3 protein-coding genes are annotated in these 3963 nt (G+C 72.6%); all 3 read right to left on the reverse strand.

All coding sequences use genetic code 11. From position 1 onward, the window contains the following. Positions 1 to 227 precede the first annotated feature (227 nt). Genes aroB through folK form a run of 3 tightly spaced genes read right to left on the reverse strand, consistent with a single transcriptional unit; the run spans position 228 to position 3070 of the window. The gene (gene aroB / locus VF665_RS25195) at positions 228 to 1355 is read right to left on the reverse strand and encodes a 3-dehydroquinate synthase (RefSeq protein WP_331056258.1); all 1128 of its coding nucleotides are present in this window, start codon (positions 1353 to 1355) and stop codon (positions 228 to 230) included. After that, on the reverse strand, positions 1352 to 2503 hold the full coding sequence (locus VF665_RS25200; RefSeq protein ID WP_331056259.1) for a carboxylate-amine ligase: 1152 nt from the start codon (positions 2501 to 2503) through the stop codon (positions 1352 to 1354). The genes aroB and VF665_RS25200 overlap by 4 nt, the downstream gene beginning before the upstream one ends. 39 nt (positions 2504 to 2542) lie before the next feature. Further along, on the reverse strand, positions 2543 to 3070 hold the full coding sequence (gene folK / locus VF665_RS25205) for a 2-amino-4-hydroxy-6-hydroxymethyldihydropteridine diphosphokinase (protein WP_331056260.1): 528 nt from the start codon (positions 3068 to 3070) through the stop codon (positions 2543 to 2545). Positions 3071 to 3963: the final 893 nt, after the last annotated feature.

Genomic DNA, 3963 nt, shown 5'->3' on the forward strand with positions numbered 1-3963 from the left:
GCCGCCCAGCCGCGCCCCGAAGGCGTCGGCCATTCTCTCGGGAAGAGTGCTGACGGCCCGCTCCAGCGCGCGCGCCAGCCCGTATTCCAGGCGGCGCCGCGCGGGGCTCCGCCGTGCCTGTTGTTCCGCCAAACCCGTTTCCGTGTGAAAGCCGGTCCGGAGCAGCGCCCCGGACCGGTCATGAACCTGCCTGTAGATGACGGCCCGCCGCGGCGGACGGCGCCGGATCAGCCCCGGCTGCCCACGCCGCCCAGCACCTCGGCCACCGTCTCGTCCGCCACCGGATGCCCCCACACCCCCGCGGGGCCGATGAAGGGGCGCCCGAAGTCCTGGATCAGGGAGTACTCCACCCGGCCGGCGCGCGCCTTCTTGTCCATCCGCGTGTGCTGCACCACCGCGTCGGCCCCGAAGTCGATGGGGAGCGAGGTGGGGAGCCCGATGCGGGTCAGCACGCGCCGCAGCCGGGCGCTCGTCCCCGCCGCCGTGACCCCGGCGCGCTCGCCGATGCGCGCCTCTTCCACCATCCCCACCGCCACGGCCTCGCCGTGCAGCAGGGTGTAGCCGGACAGCGTCTCCACCGCGTGGCCGATGGTGTGGCCGAAGTTGAGCAGTTTGCGGGCGCCGCACTCCATCACGTCGCTGGCCACGATCTCGGCCTTGATCTCCACCGACCGCATGATGAGGCGGCTGAGCGCCTGCGGGTCCGCCGCCAGGAGCGGGTCGACGTTGTCCTCGATCCAGTCCAGGTACTCCGCGTCGGCGATGGCGCCGTGCTTTACCGCCTCGGCCAGGCCGGCGCGCAGGTGCGCCTCCGGAAGCGTCTGCAGCAGTTCCGGGTCCACCAGCACGCACTGCGGCTGATGGAAAGCGCCGACCAGGTTCTTGCCCGCCGGTGTGTCCACCCCCGTCTTGCCGCCCACGGAGGCGTCGATCATGGCCAGCAGCGTGGTAGGCACCTGCACCAGCGGCAGGCCGCGCATGTAGGTGGCCGCCACAAAGCCGCCCAGGTCGCCGGGCACCCCGCCGCCGAACGCGATCACGGCGGTGTCGCGGCCGCAGCCGGACTCCATCATGGCGTCGCTCACCAGCGACCAGGTTTCGCGCGTCTTCTGCGCCTCGCCGGAGGTAAAGGCAAAGACGTCGGTGCGGTGCCCGGAGGAGTGCAGCATGCGCGACAGGCGCACGGCGTACAGTTCGGCCACGCGGTCGTCCGTCACGACGGCGTAGCGGTGCGCGGGGCAGAAGCGCGACAGCGCGGTGTGAAGGCTGGCGAACAGGCCGGAGCCCACCAGCACCTCGTAGCCGCGCGAGTTGCCTTCGGGAAGAGAAACCCTGACCCTGTGGGGCGTGCTCATACCGTTTCCTCGAGTCTCAGCCGGGCGCGGCGGTCCATCCCCACGCCCATTACGGTCTCATCCGCCAGCCAGTGCGTCACCGCGGCCAGGTCGCCGCCGAGCGACGCGGCGCGGGCGCGGATCGCGTCCGCCGCGCCGCCCTCCCGCAGCAGCGCCGGCAGCCGGGCCAGCTCCTCCGCCTCGCCCAGTTCCGCCGCGACGCCGGACAGCCGCTCCGCCAGCCGCAGCGCCGCATCCGCCACCGTGAGGGTGCGCGGCTCCGTCCCTTCCAGGTCGGCCAGCTCCGCGGCGATTCCGTGCCGGCTGGCGCGCCACCCGTTGTCGCTCAGCAGCGGCTGCAGGAAAGATTCGGGGAGCGGCGACTCCGCCAGCACTCCCTCCGCCGCCCCCGCGACCACGACGCGCGCCAGGGAGGCGACGAGCACCGCGTCCTGCAGCCGGGGCGTGCAGTCGGCCACCCGGATCTCCACCGTGGGGTAGACGTGGTGCGGGCGCAGCTCCCAGTACAGCCGCCCGGGCCCGTCAATGCGCCCGCTTTCCACCATCCACCGCACCAGCTCCGCGTACTCCGCGTCGCTGCTGAAGCGGGGCGGCGCGCCGGAGCGGGGCCAGCGCCGCCACAGGATGGAGCGGTACGACGCGTGTCCCGTGTCGCCCCCCAGCCACAGAGGCGACGAGGCGCTCAGCGCCAGCAGCACGGGGAGGTGCAGGCGAACCACGTTGCACACCCGCGCCCGGTCCGTCCCCGGCGGCAGCCCCACGTGCACGTGCATGCCAAAGATGGCCTGCGACTCCGCGAGCCGGCGGTAGTCCGCGCGCAGCTGCTGGTACACGGGCGCGGGGTTGAAGGCGTGCCCTTCCGCCGGGCTGAACGGGTGCGTGCCCGCCGCCACGATGCGCGTGCCCTCCGCCTCGGCGGCGATGGCGGCGGTAAAGCGCAGGCGGGCCAGGTCGTCGCGCACGCAGTCGGTGCCCTCGCACACCCGGGTTTCCACCTCCACGGTGTGCTCCTGCATTTCCGCCTTCAGCTCGTCGGCCCAGTCGGTGGCGATCACGTACCGCGCCCGGCTGCGCAGCTCCGCGGACCGCGCGTCCACGAGCTGGTACTCCTCTTCCACCCCGACCGTGTACTGCGCTCCGGCTGCCATCCTGCGTCGCGAAAAGGGGGATCGCCGGCGCGGGTCAGCTTAGCCGGACGGGGGCGCGGGGGCAAGCGGCCCTCCCGCGCCATGCAGTGCTCCGAGCCGTTGGACGCGCTCCAGTGCCGTAGCAGAGGAAAGCAACTCCCGCGCCGTGCGTTCCCGCGTGGGATGCCGCCACCCCGGCGCGATCTCGGCCAGCGGATGCAGGACGAATCCGCGCAGGTGCAGCCGGGGATGCGGAAGCGTGAGCGCGGGCGTGTCCATCACCCGTTCCCCGAACGCCAGCAGGTCCAGGTCCAGCGTGCGGGGCGCGTTGGGGAACGTACGCTCCCGCCCCAGCGCCGCCTCCACTCGCTGCAACTCCGCAAGCACCTGCTCCGGCTGCAGTTCCGTGGTTCCGGCCACCACGAGGTTGTAGAAGTCCGGCTGGTCGCGGTGCCCCACCGGCTCCGTGCGGTACAGCGAGGATACGCGGGTGACGTGGATGGCGGGCGCCAGCATGCGCACCGCGGCGCGAAGCTGCGCCACGGGATCCCCCACATTCGCCCCCGCCCCCACCAGCACCTTTTCCATTCTTCTCCTTTATCCCGAATGCGCCCTACGATCCTCGCCCGGCGTTCCCCGCGCGTCAACTCCCGCAAGGCAAATGGTCACACAGAGACACCCGTGCCGTTCCTGTTCCCTGATCCCTGACCCGGCGTAGCCGGAACCAGAAAGGACGAAGGCGGATGAGGGCGTGTCCCTGCGCTGCGCTCCGGGCCGGGCTGCGCGCGCCGTAGGCAACGATACAGCTGTTGCCAACGGCGCCGAGCCCCCTCCGCACCAGGGCACGATACGGCTGTGCCCTGCCGCTCCGGGTTCTCGGCCCTGCGGGCGCGCATCCCTCACGCGAGGTGGTCCGCGCGCATCTCGATCCCCTCCGATTGCGACAGGCAAACTCCAGCCCGCGCAACGGCTTCCGCGCGCGCGTCGAACGAATTACACGGCTCCGAGGAAGTTCGTGCCCGGTGGCGCCGCTCGTCCCCCCCGTCCTGCTGCCCACCCCGCCGGGCCTGCCGCCCACCCCGGCGCTGGGGCGTCATTCTGAAGGAGCGTGCGCCGCGCTTTCCCCCGTGCCGAATCCATGCGCGACTGAAGAATCCCGGACCGAAACGTCCGCCGCGCCGCTGACCGGCGTGGTGTGCTCCCGCCTCTCCCGCCGCACCCGCCGCGTCCGAGCGCGGCGCGCAACCGGGCGTGCGTGGGACGCCGTGGCGCGGGATTCTTCGGTCGGCGCCAGAGTCTGGTGTGACGGAGGGTGCAGCGCGGCGCCTTCCTCGGAATGACGCTCAAAGTCCGAGCCGGGTGGGGTCCCGGTGCGGCTGATGAGACCGATCCGGTGCGCCTGATGGCAGTTCGCGCCGCCCGCGCTGCCGGCGTCCCCCCGGCGTCGCCTCCGCTCCACCGGTGTCCTGCCGCCCACCTCG

Origin of the sequence: Longimicrobium sp. (assembly GCF_036387355.1) — a bacterium.
Taxonomy (GTDB): domain Bacteria; phylum Gemmatimonadota; class Gemmatimonadetes; order Longimicrobiales; family Longimicrobiaceae; genus Longimicrobium.